We start from the raw sequence: 18,653 nt of genomic DNA, 5'->3' as shown, positions 1-18,653 counted from the left end.
CCTATTCCCTATTCCCTAGCGCGTTCATGTCCGCGAAGCGGAAAGCGCTATATGAAGTCCAAAGCGCTCTAACAGACATCCCTGGCATAAACCCACTGATTTCGTCCTTGAGCTTTCGCCTGATAGAGAGCTTCATCGGCTGCTTTGAGTAACCATTCAGGATTAATTTCTGGAACAGGAACCACTGTGGCGATGCCTAAACTCAAGGTCACCACCGAACTGGCTGTTGAGTTTTGATGGCGAATTTGCAGAGCTTGCACATGATCTTGAATTCTTTTGGCGATCGCAACAGCTCCTGATTGGGGAGTATTGGGTAGCATCACTACAAACTCCTCCCCCCCATAGCGAGCGACCAAATCCGCAGGACGCTGAACCCCCTTCTGAATGGCTAGAGCAACCTGTTTGAGGCAATCATCACCCGCTTGATGGCCATAGGTATCGTTATAGTGCTTAAAGAAGTCAATATCAGACAAAATCAACGATAGGGGCTGCTGTTCCCTGGTCAACCGTTGCCATTCTTGGTAGAGCAGTTGATCGAAATAGCGACGATTGGCCAGTTGAGTTAAACCGTCACTGGTAGCTAAACCATAGAGTTCCTGATTGGCTTTTTCCAGTTGCTGATAGAGAATCGACTGATCGATGGCGATCGCCACTTGTGCCGCCAATTGTTTCAGCAAATCAATATCCAACTGTTGCCAGTGTTTTTGAGACCCCATGGATGAACCACATTCATGGGCAATTAAAAGTCCCCAAAGATAATGGGATTTGTGTTCCTCATCCTCTAGATAACAAAAGGGACAAGGCTGATCGGTATGAGTCGGCAAGGCTGTTAAAATAATCGGAACACTAACCTTAGATTTGACTTGAAACGCTTGCAGTAATTGAGAGTAGGAAAACTCTAATCCAGCTTCAGAGATATTGTCAATCACTTGCATCTTCCCTTGACAATAGGATCTAAACCATTCTGGCTCACACGCCCGTAAATTCGCCATTTGCCAGCCGAGCATGGACGTAACCCCCAAACGACAAGACTCCGCTATCACCAGGCCACTACTATCGGGATTAAAGCGATAAACCATCACTCGATCTGTGTTTAAGATTAACCGAACTTGGCCCACGGTAGTCTCTAGAATTTCCTCTAAATTCAGGCTTTGGCGGATTTTTTGAGTCATAATCCGTATTAATCGTTCCCGTTCTGCCTGTTTGGTTAAGGCTAAATCGGCAAGTTTTTGGGTGGTAATATTGCTATAGCTTAAAAGATAACCATATCCCTTGACGGGCATCTGAGAAACATGCAGTTCTAGCCAAGTTACATCTCCCTTTTTCCCTAATAGTCCCGCTTCACAATGTTGATTTTTCCGCCAGTTACGATCGGCTTCAGGAAAAAAAGCAACTTGTTCAAAGGTATCACAAGACCATTGCATCAGTTGGTCTTTACTGACTCCTAAAATTTCCTCAGCAGCAGTATTCACTTCTACAAAATTTCCTTGACAATCGGTGATTGCCAAACCAATTGGGAGGAGGTCAAACAGGGCTTGATATTTGTCTTGACTCTCCTGAAAGGCAATCTGTTGTTGCTCGATCGCTGTAATCTCTTCAACAACGATCGCCCCCAGAGCTATCCATTCAGGGGTCAAACAAGGGGAAAAATAGCCTCGATAGGTGCGATCGCCAATCCTGAATTCTTGTACTGCCGTTTCTCTGTTCAAGCACAATTGGATCAGTCGGTCAAATTCTTCGGCACACTCTTCCCCCTGCCACAGTTGACCCATGCGTAAAATTTCTTGCCCATCCCCATCCAAGATCAGAACGCCCACATGAGGTAAATGGGCCAAAACAGCAGAGAAGAGTGTTTCAGTACCCGAAAAACTACTCCCCAAGGGATCTGGTGTATGGACTGGAGGATAAATTGTCGTCGTAAAGCCTTGCAGCAGACCTTCAGAGGGAGCCAAGTGACCAGAATTCTCTGGATCGGGATGGTATAACCGAGCTTGAGTTTGTACCCATTGCACTTTTTGTCCATCAGTTATAATACGGTAGCTGAGTTTGAGAAGAGACGGATGATAGACTAAATCAATCAACTGCTCTTTTACCCTTTCCCGGTCTTCAGGATGAATCAGATCTAACCAAAAGTGAGGATTTTTGTAGAAGGTTTCCAGGGGATAATCCGTAATCTCTTCAATCTGGGGACTGATGGTGTGCAAACTCAGCGTTACTGGATGAGCTGACCAAAAGATACCCTCAATCCAGTCTAGTTGTTGGTGATTAGAGTAAATTGTACTGGGTTTTTGTCCCAGGGATATTGAGGTAGAAATGGGGAAAGAGGAATGGGAAAAAGAGGGATCTTTTCTGAGTTCATGATTAGTCATGTTAGAAAACGGCAAAACAACAACAAAGGAGAGAGGCACTCTCGTCTATGGGATTGAGGAGCAGATGGGTACTGATATTTGTACTATAGTGTCTGAAATTCTCAGATCTGCCGATTGTCAAGTAAACTTCATGAATGGTTGGGTGAGGGTTGCTCAATGGTAGGATAACGATTAAGATATATAGACTCTGTAAAATTTGGGTGCTATGTGAGCAGGGATACTAAAGATGGGGCTGGATGTCGATTCATAAATCTCGTTGACCCAGACCCTGGTGGTAAAAATAGGATAAAGTAATTTTGACACAGACACGATTGGAGGAGAAAGGGGGTTAACTGAATCTGATGATTAATGTGTTCCTGTTAGAGCAGTTGATTCAGTTGATCAACCATAAGACTGGACTAGCGATTCGTTCTAAGGATCGTGACAGTTTGTGCCAGAAGATTATCCATCGGACTCGGTGTTTACGGATGTCTTCCGTGGAAGACTATTATCAATTATTAGTTTCTCATAGCGATCGCAGCGATCGAGAGTGGAAACTCTTGATTGACCTGCTCACCACGGGAGAAAGCTATTTTTTTCGGGATCAAGGACAAATCGAAATTCTGCGTACCAACTTACTTCCAGAATTAATTAATAATCAACGTCATCAGGCTTCTACCAGAGGCGATCGCCTCACTTTGCAGGTTTGGAGTGCCGGATGTTCTACGGGTGAAGAAGTATATTCTTTAGCAATTTTGTTAATGGAACTGATTCCCGATTGGAGAAATTGGCATCTGCGGGTGCTGGGAACAGATATCAATGCCATGGCGATCGCCAAAGCGAACACCGGATTATACAATGATTGGTCGTTTCGACTCGTCGATCCCAAATTAAAAGACTCCTATTTCCAGCCCCATCAAAAACTATGGAAAATTAAGTCAGAAGTACAAAAAATAGTTCAGTTTCAATCGAGTAATCTAATTCTAGATCCCATTCCACAAGAAAACGGGAGACCCATCCCCTTTGATCTAATCATTTGTCGCAATGTCTTTATTTACTTCACCAAAAAAGCCATTGATATTTGTTTAGAAAAATTCTGTCAAGCCCTAAAAAGCAAGGCCTATTTAATGACCAGCCACACAGAACTGTATGGTCATAACCTAAACTGTCTTGAAGTTAAAGTTCTCCCCGCATCGATTATTTATCAAAAAAAATGTTCTCTGGCCAATCCAACTCCTTCTTCTCAACTTCAATCTCACCCCTCGTTCCCTAATCATTCCTCCCGTTACCCAGCCTTTCCCTTGCCTTTTGCTCCGACCCAATCAAGTCAGCACCTATCCTCTCATCCTTCCCCTCTAAAATCCCATACCTCAAAAACTCCCATTGCCCATACTTTTCCTCCCAAAAATAATCATAAAAACAAAGAAATCGAGACTCTTTTCAAACAAAAACAATATACCAACACCATAGAGAAATCACTGCAATACTTAAAGCAAAACCCCAAAGACTTCATTCTTTTACTCTCCATCGCCAAATCCTATGCTAATCTGGGCCAACTCGAACTGGCTATCCAGTATGCAAATGAGTGTTTATCCATTAGCTCATTTGCCATTGATCCCTATTACTTGTTGGCGCAAATCTCCGAAGAAAAAGGGGACTTAGAACAAGCTAAATTATACCTAAAGCGCATCATTTATCTAGAACCCGAATTCATCCCCGCCTATTTAGATTTAGGCTCTCTATATGCCCACCAAGGGAATAAAATACAAGCTCGAAAATTTTGGACTATTGCCCTGGGTTTACTCCAAAAGCATCCCCAGGATGCTAAAATAGTACAATTAGAAGAATATACTCCTGAAGAATTATTGAGTTTTCTTAAGAAGCGCTTAAAAGAACTTCAATAAAATTCAGAATCGTGATTATGGAAAGACAACCGTTTATTACCTTTAGCCTGAACGGTTCACGCTACGGGATAGATGCTCTGTGTGTAGAAGAAATTTTCTTTTTACCAGAGTTAACCCCAGTTACGGAAATGGCACGAGAGTTTGCCGGAGTTCTCAATCTCAGAGGCAACATCATTCCCGTGATCGATCTCGAATCTAGACTCGGATATGCAGCTCAAGAATACAAAATCACTGATAGCGTCATCGTCTTGCGCTCTGAAGACATGACAATGGGCCTGATTGTCAATGAAGTCCATGAAGTAGAGATGATTGAAGAATCACAAATCTCGACTCAGTTTTCCCAGAGACGGTTAAAACGTACCCTGGGAAAAGCTCTAGGGAAATCCGTTCTTTCTCCATCCATGCATTCTTGTCTGAGGGGACTGGTACAAGTCAATCAACACATTATCATGATTTTGAAGGCTCAGGCTCTGATCCAACAGCTAGAAACCGAGGAGCTGATGGATATAGATGGGATTACGGAAGACGAGGAACCCTCTGAAAACGATCAACCCCATGCCCTTGGTCGCCCCTTATTTTGTCCCCATGCCAGTGAAAAAGAGCGAGAAATTTTTCGTTCTAGGGCGAAAAACTTAAGAGACACTCTCGCCCATGAAGATCTAAAAGGCTTAATGCCCATTGCTGTAATTGGTTTAAATGGAGAATATTTTGGTATAGATTTAGAACTGGTGCGCGAATTTACGCCCATTGAACGAGTTACGCCCATTCCTTGCTGTCCTAATCACATTGTAGGCAATATTAATTTGAGGGGGGAAATTGTTACCTTAGTTAATATTGGCTCTATTTTGAATGTGAGGCACGATCAGGTTCCTTTGCGAGCCGTAGTCATTTCTACTGGCGATTTGGTGGTAGGTGTAGTGGTCGATGAAGTTTTTGATGTGATCTACCTCTCCAAATCGCAAATTAAACCCATTCCCACAGCAGTCCATGTGGTGGATGAAGAATATCTACGGGGAACCGTGGCATACCAAGAAAAAATGCTAGGCCTTCTCGATTTGAAAAAAATTTTGCATCAATCAGACTTAAAAGTTAATGAAGAAAATTAGTGTTATTGTTGAGGAGGAACCATAGATGTTGTCCAATTTGAGGTTGAGAGGACGGTTAATATTAGGATATGCAATTCCTATCACCTTTACGGCTGTAGTGTCGGGATGGGTTTATGTGACTGCACAAGAAGTTTTTGCCACGTTTCAGACAGTCGAGCGGGTACAAAATATCATTATAGACATTGATAGTTTAAGCTTGAATGGCCAGGGCATGATTCGTAGCAGTCGAGGCTATTTAGGAGTTCAAAATCCACAATTTTTGCAAGAATATCAAGAGTATTCGCAGCAGTTTGATACAGTTTCTATCGATCTACAAAACTTGGTAGACGATCCAGAACAAGAGAATCGTTTGAATGAGATGATTGCTCTAAAAAATCAATATAAGCAATTTTCAGATCAGGTACATCGTTTAATCGATCAAGGGAAAAGGAATGAGGCGATCGCTCTCTTCAACTCCGGTGAAGGAACAGAGTTTGTAACAATTTTTGATGAGTTAGCCAATCAATTTTCGGCAGTTGAAGAAGCTTTTCTAGAATCAGAAACCGAAAATGTCAGAAATGCCCTGAATACGTTAATTTGGGTAATTTCTTTAGGAACGGCATGTTTGGTTGTAGTTGCGGTATCTTTCGCCTGGTGGATTTCTGGAGGATTGGCGAAAATCATTAATCAATCTACAGAAGAAATTGCCTCCTCTTCCTCAGAAATTGCGGCTACGGTGGAACAGCAAGAGCGGACTGCAACTCAACAAGCCTCTTCAGTGAATGAAACCACGACCACCATGGATGAATTAGGCGCTTCCTCGCGCCAGGTTTCCGAACAAGCTGAAGCATCGGTCTCGGCTGCTCAACAAGCATTGGAATTAGCCCAAGGGGGCAGTCAGGCGGTGGATAATACACTACAAGGGATGGAAGATTTACGGGAAAAAGTGAGCGCGATCGCCCAACAAATTGTTTTGCTCAGTGAACAAACGGGACAAATTGGTAATATTTCCGCCTTAGTCAGTGATTTAGCCAACCAAACCAATATGTTAGCCCTCAATGCAGCAGTCGAAGCAGTACGAGCAGGAGAACATGGCAAAGGGTTTGCCGTCGTCGCCAGTGAAATCCGCAAATTAGCCGATCAAAGTCGCAAATCAGCCGATAAAATTAATGCCTTAGTCATGGATATTCAAGGCTCAATTAATTCAACCGTGATGGTGACGGAAGAAGGTACAAAAACGGTCACCTCCGGGGTGGATATTGCCCAAAAAACGGCCCAAGCCTTTAGTGGAGTTGCCGAAGCCATTAATGATGTGGTGTTGAATAACCAGCAAATTTCCTTAAACATTAAACAACAGGCGATCGCCATTCAACAAGTCGTAGAAGCCATGAATGCCATTAACCAAGGAGCCAAAGAAACCGCCACCAGTATTTCCCAAACCCGAATCGGCACACAAAAACTCAACGAAGCCTCTTTAAGCCTGAAAAGCATTATTTAAGACGATTGAGAACTCCTATTTTAGTGATCTACATCAACTCAAAACTTGATGGACATCACACCCTTTCTCGATAGTCATCACCCTGATGGCCTGAATTTTCGTTCATACTAAAAATAGTATGAGTTTTAATCGAAAATTATGATTCAACTACGCCTACTCCCCTTTGCCATACCTGAACTCTTTGCCCAAGCCAGCACGACCCGCACCCTCACCCAAGCGGACTGTTATGGTCTCTTAGCTGCTGTCCTCGAAGATTCCCTCGTTGAAGAAGAACGAGCTGCCGTCGATCGCCTATTACACGCTGTTTACAAAGGCCGCATCCAGACCATCAATGAAATTTCCGCCATCCTCTAAACCTTCCCATGAACTACTTAGCCCATCTTCTCTTAGCAGGAGAGGATAGCGAATTTCAGCTCGGTAACCTACTCGGTGACTTTGTAAAAGGCCCCTTATCTGAGGCAAAACATCACTATAGTTCCACCCTAGTCCAAGGCCTAGCCTTACACCGCGCCGTTGACAAGTTTACGGATACTCACCCCATTCCCCTACACAGTCGGCGGCGGCTAGGGCAACCCTATCAACGCCTTTCAGGAATTATCATTGATATTGCCTACGATCATTTTTTAGCCAATCACTGGCACAATTTTTCTCTGCAACCCTTAGATAGTTTTATTGCCGAAATTTATCACCTTCTACAAGCCAACCAACACCGCCTACCCCTGAGATTGAAACAGAGTCTACCGAGGATGGTCGCTCAAGATTGGTTAGGGTCATGTCAAACCTTAGAGGGACTCAAACTGACTTATACCCGTGTAGCCAATCGCTTAAAACGCAAAAATAACTTATCCACAGCCGATCGGGTGATTCACGCTAATTATGAAGGTCTAGACTCAGATTTTTGTGAGTTTTTTCCCCAGTTAGTTGACTACGTGGAGGGAAAAAAACCAGACAGAACAGCCGTCAGTAAGGGGATCTCTGGAACAGACGATCCCTGCTGATAGAGTTGATAGGGAGGCAGGGGAGTATGTCAATTGACCAAATCTGGAAAACAGTCGTGAATGGCTGGATGGACAATATGATGATCCTTAATATTGACCCCTTTTGCCAAAGCGGGGTTTTGCTTCAGAGCGCCTACTCCCGCATGGGCTAATTGCAACACATAGGGAAGGGTGGCATTATTCAAGGCTTGGGTTGCTGTCCAAGGCACTGCTCCTGGCATATTGGGCACACCATAATGGACAACCCCTTCCTCTACATATACTGGTTGGGTGTGGGAGGTAGGGTGCAACGTTTCGATGCATCCCCCTTGGTCAACAGAAACATCAATCAGTACCGAACCCGGTTTCATCCTCCCGACTAAATTGCGGGGGACTAATTGCGGAGCGCGACGACCCAGAACTAAGACAGCACCAATAAGCAGATCGGCGTGGGGAACTACTCGTTCAATTTGGGCCGAATTACTATAGAGCAGTTCCACTCTGGAGCCAAAGAGGGTTTCTAACTCTGCTAGACGCTCCACATTGATATCTAAAACTTGGACTTTGGCTCCCATGCCTACCGCAATGCGGGCTGCTTCTGTACCTACAACACCGCCACCGAGGATGGCCACTTGTCCGGGACTGACTCCTGGAATACCACCGAGGAGAACCCCGCGGCCCCCCTGTTGTCGCTCTAGGAAACGGGCCCCAAACTGCACTGAGAGGCGACCAGCAATGACGCTCATGGGGGTGAGCAGGGGTAGGCGACCATCGGGTAATTCTACGGTTTCATAGGCGATCGCCAAAGTTCCCGATTTAATTAACCGCTCTGTTAAGGGGCGATCGGCTGCCAAATGCAAATAAGTAAACAATAACTGCCCAGAAGTCAAAAACCCATACTCAGAAGCCAACGGCTCCTTAACTTTCACCACTAATTCCTGATCCCAAGCCAGTTCTGGAGAAGGCACAATCTTCGCGCCCACCTCTAAATAATCTCCATCCGTAAAACCGGCTCCCTCTCCTGCTGCCGTTTCCACAAAAACCTGATGACCCCGTTCCGTCAACACCCGCACACTACTAGGGGTAAGTCCCACCCGAAATTCTTGATCTTTCCGTTCTTTAGGAACTCCGATATCCATCAATCACCTCTTCGTGCTGAAAAACCCTCAAGATCCAGCTTAACTGCTCTCGGTTAACCCAGATCGAAGAGAAACGACTTAAATGACATGACTTACATTACAATGAGAGACAATATGAAGAATTGTAAACTTTAACCCCTCTTATCCTGAAATTATGGCTGAACTCAAACCCAAAGTATCCCCCAAACTCCCCCAACCCAAGCTCGGATTTAACGATTACGCCGAGCGTCTCAACGGTCGCGCTGCCATGGTCGGCTTTATCCTCACCCTTGTTATTGAATACCTCACCGGCCAAGGCACTCTCACCTGGTTAGGCTTAACTTAGATGCAGTAGATACACTGCTTCGCGCTCTGGGTGCGGGAATGGGGGAGTGAGCAACAAGCTCAATAAAAACCGGGTTTCTTGTTTATATTGAATCGAAACCCGGTTTCTTCTCCCATCGGTTAAGGTCTAATCCTCATCCTCCTCCGTTGGATCATAAATAATATCTTCGGGATCTAGATCTATATCCAGCTCGGCCACCGGCTCAGACTTTTTCGACTTTCCTTTTGAGGTTTTACGCTGTTTCGAGCCAGAGCGATCCGAACTCGATTTCGGATCTAAGCGGTAGGCCGTGCGATCGTCGACCACCAAATCCTGCAAATCATCCACATCAGATTTGGAATCATCCAGCACGGGATAGGGAGAATTGCGGCCACCTCTACCCGATCGCTCATCGGACATCAGTCCATAGTCAGCATCTTCAGTCGCACCGGAATAACCATGGCCAGACAAGAAGCTATCAGATAGACCCGATCCCACAATTTCATCATCGAGATCCCCAGCCCCATCATAATCTGGAGAAATTTGCCCTCTAAAGCCATCCTCATAGGCATTAAACCCAGTTCCGGCGGGAATCAAGCGCCCGATAATCACATTTTCCTTCAGACCCCTGAGCCAGTCTGATTTACCCTCGATCGCCGCTTCCGTTAATACCCTGGTGGTTTCTTGGAAACTCGCCGCACTAATAAAGCTATCCGTATTCAAAGAAGCCTTAGTAATCCCCAACAGCACCGGGGTATAGCGAGCTGGCGCACCTCCTGTGATCGACATGGCCTCATTCACCTGTTCCACCTGATACAACTCCATTAGCTCACCCGGCAGCATGGTCGTATCTCCGCCATCATCCAGGCGCACCTTAGAAGTCATCTGGCGCACAATCACCTCAATATGTTTATCGGCAATATCAATGCCTTGGGACTGATACACCCCTTGCACCGCATCCACCAAGAACTGTTGAACCTCCGCTAAAGCAGACATGGCTGCTTCATAATGGGACATCCCCTGCTCTAAATACCAGCCAAACTTAATTTCCAGCAATTCATGGGGATTTTGTTGCCCATCAGAAATGGGAGTTCCCGCTTCTACCCGTTCCCCTTCAACCACCATCAAGCTCTGGCCGGGCAATAGAGTATAAGTGGTCATCGTGCCATCGATTTCCACCACCCGGATCGATCGCACGTCGTCTTCTCCTTCAACGGCTTGCACCTCTCCAGGACGACGGGCCAAAACACAACCTTCTTTAGGTTTTCGGGCTTCCAACAGTTCCTCAATCCGGGGTAGACCCTGAATAATATCCCCGGTTTTCGCCCGCTCAAACACCAGCAACACCAATTTATCCCCCCGTTGCACTAAGCCTCCATCTCCCAGGTGCAGAATCGCTCCCGGAGACACCCGATAGGGCCGAGCCAAACGCAGAATTAAGGTTTTATCGGTGGTATCAACCAATTCCACTTGGCTCGATTCAGCCAAGCGAATGCCGGGAGCGACTTCTGTCCCCGCAACCAAGAGATTCCCTTCTTGCACTTGAAGCTGATCGATCTGATCGCCCAGATCCAGGGTGAAGCGATCCCTTGGACGAACTACGAGCAACCGTCTTACCTGCTCATCATCCTCTCGCAGTCCCGCAATTTCTCCAGGGGAATTACAGAGAATTTCTGTCGAAGCAATCACATCTCCACAGTTGACTTCCTCTCCCTCTTGCACCAACAATCGAGTCTGGATTTGTCCTTGAGTTAGATCGGCAATGCCCTCTCGACGAATCAATAAAGACTCTAAAATCACCAACTGGAGGCGCATCACCTCAATTTCTTCCCCCTCCTCATTGGTTTCTGACAGGTCTGGGTCAGGAACCAACTCAATATCGGCCACCAACTCCAACCCTTCCAAAGAACTTTTCACCTCACCCGAAGCATCCCCAAAATCATCCGGGTTAATCTCCAAGACCAAATGAGTCCGCACCAAATCGACCCCTTGCACAGACTTAATCCGCTCTCCATCCTTGTAGGGCAGCCGTTGAGTAGTACGCAACTGGATCAAGTCCTTCTCTCCCGTGGAGGTTGAAGGCCCCGGAGGGCTATCAGAAACTGTGAACTCTGTCACCGGCCGCAGCAAGGCTCCCATCCCTTCAGGAGTTTGCACAATTTCCAGAAATGAGAGATCTTCCACCGCTTCCCCCATCACGGTTTCCGGAGGCCGCACCATCCCTTCCGCCGGCATCTCTTCCGGATCAGTGATCAGATGCAACTTGCCGGGTTTAATGATGATTTCGCGCAAGATATCATTTTTCTGCACCACGGTCACAATCCCCGAAGTCTGGCAGTAAATATCTTTAACCACTTCATCCCCTGCTTCTACATATTGGCCATCTTCGACCAGCAGTAAGGAGATATCCTTGTTGACCTCATGGGATTCTTCCGGAATCCAGAGCAGGGTTCCTCCTTTGACCACCTCTTGGCCATACTTGCTCGAACCACTGCGCCGTTTGGTTTCAATCCCCGCATACTTGAGGGTTCCCCCCGTGTTCGTCCGATAACGGTCATCAATCAACTCCGCCACCACCTGGCCCGAGGTGACCTTACTCCCCGGAGTAGCCAGCAACGAGAATTGCTGAGATTCGCGGGTAGTAATCAGGTAAATTTCTTTGCTGCCTTTTTCCTGTATGGTCACGGTTGCCTGGTCTAACACCACTTGAGCGGTGATAATCTCCACTTCTCGCCCCTCTTCTCCATCCGGGAGCCGCACAATTCCCCCATGTTTGGTGGTGATGTTGCTCATGGCCAAGACATCCATCGATTGGACTTGATCTTGGTTTTTGACCACGGGTTTGGCATCCGAGGGCAGATTATAGACTTCTCCGGATAAAACCCAAATTAAGCCTCCTGTGCGAGCCACCACCGTCGTCGATCCTTGACGATCGCGTTTTTCTTCAGGAATAATGCCCTCAAAGCGCACTTCGCCAGCAATATCCGTACTCACGTCTTTGGTTGCCCTCTCAGTCGAGCGGGAAACCGCCCTCGCTGGAGGGGTATTGGCGATGATGGTTCCGGGTTTAATCATTTGTCCGTCTTCAACCAACAGGCGAGACCCGGCATTAATGGGAATGTTGTGGATATTGTGCTTTTTCTTCTGGTCAAGGGCGGACAGGTTCAGGGGGGAATCATCGGTTTCCATCTCCCGAATTTCCACATCTACGATTAGCTCCAGTACGCCCCCGGTTTCGACCTGAATTTCTGGCCCTTCTTCACCAGCAATGCTGCGAGTTTTCAGGTTTCCATAGTTAATTTTGCCTCCAGTTGGAGCTAGGATATCACGGGCAGCACCGGAGAACACCCCACCGGTGTGGAAGGTTCTCATGGTGAGCTGTGTTCCTGGTTCGCCAATGGATTGAGCGGCAATAATCCCTACCGCTTCCCCTAAATCTACGGGGGCATGGTGGGCCAAGCTCCAACCGTAGCAAGCTTGACAGACCGATCGCGCCGCTTCGCAGGTTAGGGGCGATCGCACTTTCACTCGTTTGGTGTGTTTGGCAACGACTTGGGCGAGGTCTTCACTGAGCCAATCATTGCGCCGGGCAACGACTTCACCGGTTTCAGATACCACATCTTCGGCCAAAGACCGTCCCAACAGGCGATCGGCTAGGGGAATGAGGATGCGATCGCCATCACACATCGCCTCGACTGTGATTCCCCGCGCCGTTCCACAATCGAGTTCCCGAATAATCACATCCTGGGACACATCCACTAAGCGCCGGGTCAAATAGCCACTATCTGCCGTCCGCAGGGCCGTGTCTACCAGACCTTTTCTCGCTCCGTAAGAGGAAATAATATACTCGGTTACCGTTAACCCTTCCCGGAAATTGGTTTTAATGGGCAAGGAAATAATTTCCCCTTGCGGGTCGGCCATCAGCCCCCGCATTCCCACCAACTGGCGCACCTGGGAAATATTCCCCCGTGCCCCAGAGAATGCCATCATATACACACTATTGAGGGGATTGGTGGCTTTGAAGTAGCGCACCACTTCATCTTTGAGGGCTTCACTGGTGGAGTTCCAGGTATCAATTACCCTCTGGAACCGTTCCACTTCCGTAATTTCTCCCTTGGAATAGCGCAATTCAATTTCTCGGATTTGTTCTTCGGCAGCTTCGAGGAGTTCTTGTTTGGAGGGGGGAATCTGCAAATCATCTACACTGATGCTCACTCCCGCACGGGTGGCGAAGCGAAAGCCTAAGTTTTTCAGCCGGTCTGCCATTTGGGAGGTGCGAGCGCTGCCATATTGGGTAAAAGCAGCAGCAATTAGTTTTTTCAGTTGGCCTTTGTCAATAACGCGATTTTTGAAGATCATGGGAATTTAGGGAATAGGGAATAGGGAATAGGGAATAGGGAATGGGGAATAATTGGCTTTTTTGGAGCGTCCCCCCATTCTCCTCGCCCTGAGCGAAGTCGAAGGGCTGATGGCCTATTAGTCAGAGAAGTCAGTGGAAATCGACTCGTAGGTGGGTCGATTGGGCGATCGCCGACTCGACCCTTCTTGCATGAGGTCGATCTCCACATCACTGGAGTCTCCATCTTCACGAGTTTCGACTTTATGCACGCCAATGTCTAAACACAGGGATTGCAGTTCTCGCATCAGCACCTTGAAGGATTCTGGCGTTCCCGGCCGGGGAATGGCTTTCCCTTTGACAATGGCATTGAGGGCCTCGTTGCGCCCTTGCATGTCGTCGGATTTGACCGTCAGCAACTCTTGCAAGGTATAGGCTGCGCCGAAGGCCTCCAATGCCCAGACTTCCATTTCTCCGAAGCGCTGTCCACCCTGTTGAGCTTTGCCACCCAGGGGCTGTTGGGTGACCAGGGAGTAGGGGCCGGTGGAGCGAGCGTGGATCTTATCGTCTACCAGGTGAACCAATTTGAGCATATAGGCTTTACCCACGGTGATGGGGCGATCGAAGGGTTCGCCGGTGCGCCCGTCGAATAACTGGATTTTGCCCGCATTTTTGGGGTCATAGAGCCACTCTTTACCCGTATAGTGGGCGGCTTCTTTGAGTTTGTTATGGACGGTTGCCCTGGACATTTCCCGGCTGTGCATTTCATCAAAAGGTTGCAGCTTAAACCGGCGCTCCAGGTTTTCCCCTGCCCATCCCAAGAGACATTCAAACACCTGGCCCACATTCATCCGGGAGGGAACCCCCAGGGGATTGAGGACAATATCCACCGGTGTACCATCGGGCAGGTAGGGCATATCTTCTAGGGGCAAAATCCGGGAAATGATGCCCTTGTTCCCATGTCGTCCTGCCATTTTGTCGCCCACTTGGATCTTCCGTTTTTGGGCCACATAGACGCGGACGACCATGTTGGCTCCGGGGGGCAGTTCGTCCCCTTGTTCACGGGTGAAGATTCGCACGTCTACTACGCGCCCCTTTTCCCCGTTGGGGACTCGCAGGGAGTTATCCCTGACATCGCGGGCTTTTTCTCCGAAAATGGCTCGCAGGAGTTTCTCTTCTGGGGGTTGGTCAGATTCTCCTTTGGGGGTGACTTTCCCGACCAGAATATCTCCAGATTCTACCCAGGCTCCTTTGCGGATGATGCCCCCTTCGTCTAGGTTCCGCAGGGAGTCTTCACCGACGTTGGGAATTTCGCGGGTGATTTCTTCCGGGCCCAGTTTGGTTTGCCGGGCTTCAATTTCGTATTTTTCCACGTGGATGGAGGTATACAGATCTTCAGAGACCAGGCGCTCGGAAATGAGGATGGCATCCTCGTAGTTGTAGCCTTCCCAAGGCATGTAGGCGACGAGGATATTTTGACCGAGGGCCAGTTCTCCCCCTTCGGTGGCACTGCCATCGGCGAGAATTTGACCGACTCGGACGCGATCTCCTTCATAAACGATGGGACGCTGGGATAAGCAGGTATCCTGGTTAGACCGTTGATATTTTTGCAGTTCATACTCGATCACGCGCCCTTCGACTCCGCTCCCTTCGACTCCGCTCAGGGCAAGCCCCTCTGCTCCTTCCGGATCGGGTTCGGGATCGGAGGTGACTTCTATCCGGGTTGCATCCACATAGCTGACCACCCCATTGGTTTTAGAGACGATCACCATCCCAGAGTCCCGCGCAGCTTGCGGTTCGAGTCCCGTTCCCACCAGAGGACGCTCTGGCCGCAGCAGGGGAACGGCTTGCCGTTGCATGTTCGATCCCATCAGGGCCCGGTTCGCGTCATCATGTTCCAGGAAGGGGATCAGAGAGGTGGCTACCGAGATAATCTGCACGGGAGAAACCGCTACATAGTCTACCTGGGTGGGAGAAGCGGTGGTAAATTCCTGGCGATAGCGCACGGGAATGATTTCCCCTAAGATTTTGCCCTCTTCATCGGTGGAAATGTCTCCAGGAGCCACTTGCAGGTCATCTTCTTCATCGGCCGTCATGAAGATAGGCGTTAGGTCTCGGCGCACATAGCCCTTTTCTACGGGATAGTAGGGGGTGGCAATAAAGCCAAATTCGTTGACTTTGGCGTGGGTAGCCAAGGAGCCAATCAACCCAGCGTTGGGGCCTTCTGGAGTTTCGATGGGGCAGATGCGACCGTAGTGGGAGGGGTGAATGTCGCGCACGGCAAAGCCGGCCCGTTCGCGGGTCAGTCCTCCGGGGCCTAGGGCACTCAACCGCCGTTTGTGGGTGAGTTCGGCTAGGGGGTTGGTTTGATCCATGAACTGGGAGAGCTGGGAGGAGCCGAAGAATTCTTTGATGGCGGCTACCAGGGGCTTGGGATTGACCAGAGAGGTGGGGGTGAGGGAGTCGGAGTCGGAAACCGTCATGCGCTCGCGGATGATGCGCTCTAGGCGATTTAAGCCCACTCTCACTTGGTTTTGTAGCAGTTCGCCTACGGAGCGAATGCGCCGATTTCCCAAGTGGTCAATGTCATCAATGCTACCCATATCGAATTCTAGGTTGATCAGGTAGTTGATGGCGGAAAGGATGTCTTTGGGGGTGAGGACGCGAATACTGGCGGGGACGGTCAAGCCCAGTTTGCGGTTGAGTTTATACCGTCCGACTTTGCCCAGGTCATAGCGTTTGGGGTCAAAGAATCTGGACTCTAGGAGTTGTTGCCCTCCGTTGACGGTGGGGGGTTCTCCGGGTCTCAGTTTGCGGTAGAGTTCCAGTAGTGCTTCTTCGTCGGTGAAGTCTCCTTCTTTTTCGATGGTTTTTTGGAAGTAGTCGGGGTGACGCAAACCTTCGAGGATTTCGCCGGTACTCATGCCTAGGGCTTTGAGGAGGACTTGGGCGGAGAGTTTGCGGGTTTTGTCGATTCTGACCCAAACTAAACCGTTTTTGTCGGTTTCAAATTTGAGCCATGCGCCCCGGTTGGGAATGAGGGAGGCGTTATAGGTGCGACGACCGTTTTTGTCGGTGTCGGATTTGTAGTAGACTCCTGGAGATCGCACAATTTGGTTGACGATCACCCGCTCTGCTCCGTTGATGATAAAGGTTCCGCGATCGGTCATCAGGGGCAGTTCACCGATGAAGACTTCTTGCTCTTTGATTTCTCCGGTTTCTTTGTTGATCAGGCGGGTGGGGACGTACATTTGCACGGCGTAGGTTGCGTCCCGGCGTTTGGCTTCGTCTACTTCGTATTTGGGACGCTTGAGTTTGTAGTTTTTGCCGATAAAATGAAGTTCGAGTTTTCCGGTATAGTCAGAGATGGGGGAGAAGCTGTCGAGTTCTTCAATTAATCCTTCTTCTAGAAACCAGCGAAAGCTTGAGCGTTGGATTTCGACCAGATCGGGTAGGGTAAACTGGGTGGAAGTTTCGGTAATCTGATTCATTATCAAGAGGGGTTGTGGGTTGGGTAATGCCCTTCGGCTTCGCTCAGGGCGAGGGGAATGGGGAATGCCCTTCGACTTCGCTCAGGGCGAGGGGAATGGGGAATGGGGAATAGGGAATGGGGAATAGATAATAGGCAAAAATTCCCCCTATCTCCTTGTCTCCCTATCTCCCTATCTCCTTATCCCTAGGAGGCAGTTGAAAGAGGGTTCGAGCATTTTGGGTGGTTTGCTGGGCTAGGGTTTCTAAGGGGATGCCTCGTAGGGAGGCGATCGCTTCAGCCACATATAGCACGTAAGCGGGTTCATTGCGTTTGCCTCGTTTAGGGACAGGAGCCAAAAAGGGGCAGTCGGTTTCGATCAGGAGGCGATCGCCGGGAACCATTTGACAGGATTCTTTGATTTGAGTGGCTTTTTTAAAGGTGACTGTGCCACTAAAGCTAATATAAAACCCCAGGTCTAAAAACCATTGGGTTTCTTCTGGGGTTCCTCCCCAACAATGCATGACTCCCTTCAGTTTTCCGTAGGTTTGGTAAAATTTTTGCAGGTATTCGGCTAAGGCAGCCGCCGCATCCCGACAGTGAATAATTACGGGTAAGTCCAGTTTATGGGCAATTTTCAGTTGCGCTCCTAGAGCCTGTTCTTGTTGCTCTCGGTTCTGGGCTTTGTAAAAATCTAAGCCGGTTTCCCCGATCGCCACCACTTTGGGATCGCTTTGGGCTAGAGTCAAAATTTGCTCGGCAATTTCTGGAACCCAATTCTGGCTCTCTAGGGGATGGAGGCCGACGGCAAAATAGAGTTCCTCATACTGGTGGGCTAACGTTTGGATACTTTCAAATTCCTTGGGGGTGACGCAGGAATGGATCAGTTGAACCACTTCTGCCCCGCTCCATCGGTTCCTTAACTCTTCTCTTTCTTGATTGTACACATCAAAGTTGATGTGGACATGGGTATCGATTAACTGCATGATTCTCCCAAATTTCAGGGTTTAACAAGCATGTTCGGGCCGGCAACAGCCAAACCCCCTTTACCCAACTCTTAATCAGTGAGGCACTCCTGGCGATCGGCCCCCAATGTTCAGGAGGATACTTGTGGGCTGATGCCCCAGGGGTAAGGAGTTTGGGGTGAATGGACAGTAAACTTATAGCTGTGGCCTGAACTTACCCCAAACTAACAGGGGAGAGAATGGAGGGCTAGGAGGCCGCTGGTGTTTCAATTTGTTTCAGCGCCTTGGCTAAACGGGCTTTACGACGAGCGCCCGTGTTGCGGTGAATTACGCCTCTTTTCACCGATTTATCAATTTTGCTGTACGCTTGATTCATCAGGGTTTGAATTTCCTGTGCTTTTTCTGGGCTAGGGCTGGCGGCTTGCTCTTCAACGGCGGTAAAGAATTTTTTCATCAGAGTCCTTACCGCAGATTTATAGGATTTGTTCCGGAGACGATTGCGTTCACCAATTTGAACGCGCTTGATAGCAGACTTGATGTTAGGCACGGTATTTAAAGTTGGGGTAACAGTAACAGTGTTCGGGATAGACCCGATCTAAGATTCTAAGATAAAGTGTCAGACATTTGA

The 18,653-nt window shown here is 48.4% G+C and carries 12 protein-coding genes; 6 read left to right on the top strand and 6 right to left on the bottom strand.

What is annotated here, in order from left to right; translation table 11 throughout:
• Window positions 1–68 precede the first annotated feature (68 nt).
• Entirely contained in the window at window positions 69–2,369 is a 2,301-nt protein-coding gene (locus PMG25_RS05320) for a diguanylate cyclase (protein ID WP_283765866.1), read from the bottom strand.
• 341 nt (window positions 2,370–2,710) lie between these two features.
• Here PMG25_RS05320 and PMG25_RS05315 point away from each other — a divergent pair, with 341 nt between their 5' ends.
• From PMG25_RS05315 to PMG25_RS05295, 5 genes are all read left to right on the top strand, one after another.
• Window positions 2,711–4,252: a CheR family methyltransferase gene (locus tag PMG25_RS05315; protein WP_283765865.1), complete on the top strand. Its 1,542-nt coding sequence runs from the start codon at window positions 2,711–2,713 to the stop codon at window positions 4,250–4,252.
• Window positions 4,253–4,269: 17 nt separating this feature from the next.
• Window positions 4,270–5,358, top strand: coding sequence for a chemotaxis protein CheW (locus PMG25_RS05310; RefSeq protein WP_283765864.1), 1,089 nt, complete (start codon window positions 4,270–4,272; stop codon window positions 5,356–5,358).
• A 25-nt stretch (window positions 5,359–5,383) separates the two neighbouring features.
• Window positions 5,384–6,835 (top strand): methyl-accepting chemotaxis protein, encoded by a 1,452-nt coding sequence (locus tag PMG25_RS05305; RefSeq protein ID WP_283765863.1) that lies wholly within the window; start codon window positions 5,384–5,386, stop codon window positions 6,833–6,835.
• A gap of 138 nt (window positions 6,836–6,973) precedes the next feature.
• Entirely contained in the window at window positions 6,974–7,189 is a 216-nt protein-coding gene (locus tag PMG25_RS05300; RefSeq protein WP_283762217.1) for a hypothetical protein, read from the top strand.
• Between the two features lie 8 nt (window positions 7,190–7,197).
• Window positions 7,198–7,833: an acyl carrier protein phosphodiesterase gene (locus tag PMG25_RS05295; RefSeq protein WP_283765862.1), complete on the top strand. Its 636-nt coding sequence runs from the start codon at window positions 7,198–7,200 to the stop codon at window positions 7,831–7,833.
• A 29-nt stretch (window positions 7,834–7,862) separates the two neighbouring features.
• On the opposite strand, the gene ald is transcribed toward PMG25_RS05295, so the two are convergent.
• The gene (gene ald, locus PMG25_RS05290) at window positions 7,863–8,951 is read right to left on the bottom strand and encodes an alanine dehydrogenase (protein WP_283765861.1); all 1,089 of its coding nucleotides are present in this window, start codon (window positions 8,949–8,951) and stop codon (window positions 7,863–7,865) included.
• Between the two features lie 154 nt (window positions 8,952–9,105).
• Here ald and PMG25_RS05285 point away from each other — a divergent pair, with 154 nt between their 5' ends.
• Entirely contained in the window at window positions 9,106–9,276 is a 171-nt protein-coding gene (locus PMG25_RS05285; protein WP_283765860.1) for a hypothetical protein, read from the top strand.
• A gap of 126 nt (window positions 9,277–9,402) precedes the next feature.
• Here the strand turns inward: PMG25_RS05285 and PMG25_RS05280 are convergent, their stop codons facing one another.
• The 4 genes from PMG25_RS05280 to rpsT form a co-directional block, all read right to left on the bottom strand.
• Window positions 9,403–13,614 (bottom strand): DNA-directed RNA polymerase subunit beta', encoded by a 4,212-nt coding sequence (locus PMG25_RS05280; RefSeq protein ID WP_283765859.1) that lies wholly within the window; start codon window positions 13,612–13,614, stop codon window positions 9,403–9,405.
• 117 nt (window positions 13,615–13,731) lie between these two features.
• Window positions 13,732–17,082, bottom strand: coding sequence for a DNA-directed RNA polymerase subunit beta (gene rpoB, locus PMG25_RS05275; RefSeq protein WP_283765858.1), 3,351 nt, complete (start codon window positions 17,080–17,082; stop codon window positions 13,732–13,734).
• A gap of 163 nt (window positions 17,083–17,245) precedes the next feature.
• Window positions 17,246–18,046 (bottom strand): TatD family hydrolase, encoded by an 801-nt coding sequence (locus tag PMG25_RS05270; protein ID WP_283765857.1) that lies wholly within the window; start codon window positions 18,044–18,046, stop codon window positions 17,246–17,248.
• A gap of 226 nt (window positions 18,047–18,272) precedes the next feature.
• Window positions 18,273–18,572 carry a 30S ribosomal protein S20 gene (gene rpsT / locus PMG25_RS05265; protein WP_283765856.1) on the bottom strand — a complete coding sequence of 100 codons (300 nt, stop codon included), beginning with the start codon at window positions 18,570–18,572 and terminating at the stop codon, window positions 18,273–18,275.
• Window positions 18,573–18,653: the final 81 nt, after the last annotated feature.

Origin of the sequence: Roseofilum capinflatum BLCC-M114, assembly GCF_030068505.1 — a bacterium.
Lineage (GTDB): Bacteria > Cyanobacteriota > Cyanobacteriia > Cyanobacteriales > Desertifilaceae > Roseofilum > Roseofilum capinflatum.
This window is presented reverse-complemented; position numbering and strand designations above follow the sequence as displayed.